This window comes from Burkholderia sp. BCC0044, assembly GCF_902832955.1.
Lineage (GTDB): Bacteria > Pseudomonadota > Gammaproteobacteria > Burkholderiales > Burkholderiaceae > Burkholderia.
Window position 1 is genome coordinate 1 of record NZ_CADFDO010000023.1, and the last position, 359, is coordinate 359.

General features: G+C 66.9%; 1 protein-coding gene. It reads right to left on the reverse strand.

The features are described 5' to 3' along the window. Positions 1-359, reverse strand: a 359-nt coding sequence (locus tag HWX14_RS36300; protein ID WP_175886802.1) for a hypothetical protein, incomplete at both ends; no start/stop codon positions are given.

Genomic DNA, 359 nt, shown 5'->3' on the forward strand with positions numbered 1-359 from the left:
AATGGCGAGCGTGCTGGTGTCGCCCGCAATCGATTGCCCCGCCTGGATGTGGCCGCCTCGGTTTGACAGAGCGCCGCCGTTCTTCAACGACAGCGACGCGTCCGATCGCAGCAGGCCCTGTGCGTTGTTCACGTCGCCCGCAATCGTGGCGTTGATGCCGCGCTGCGCGGCGAGGATACCGCTCGCGTTGTTCCAGGAAGCCGCATTGACGACGGCTTGCCCCTTCGTCACGATGGTGCCCGACGCGTTGTTCAGTGCGCTCGATCCTTGGCCCGGCGCGATCGTCAGCGTGCCGGTGCCGGCATGCGTAATGGTGCCGCCCGCGTTGTTCAACTCGGCCGGCGTGAGCGTCAGGTCCG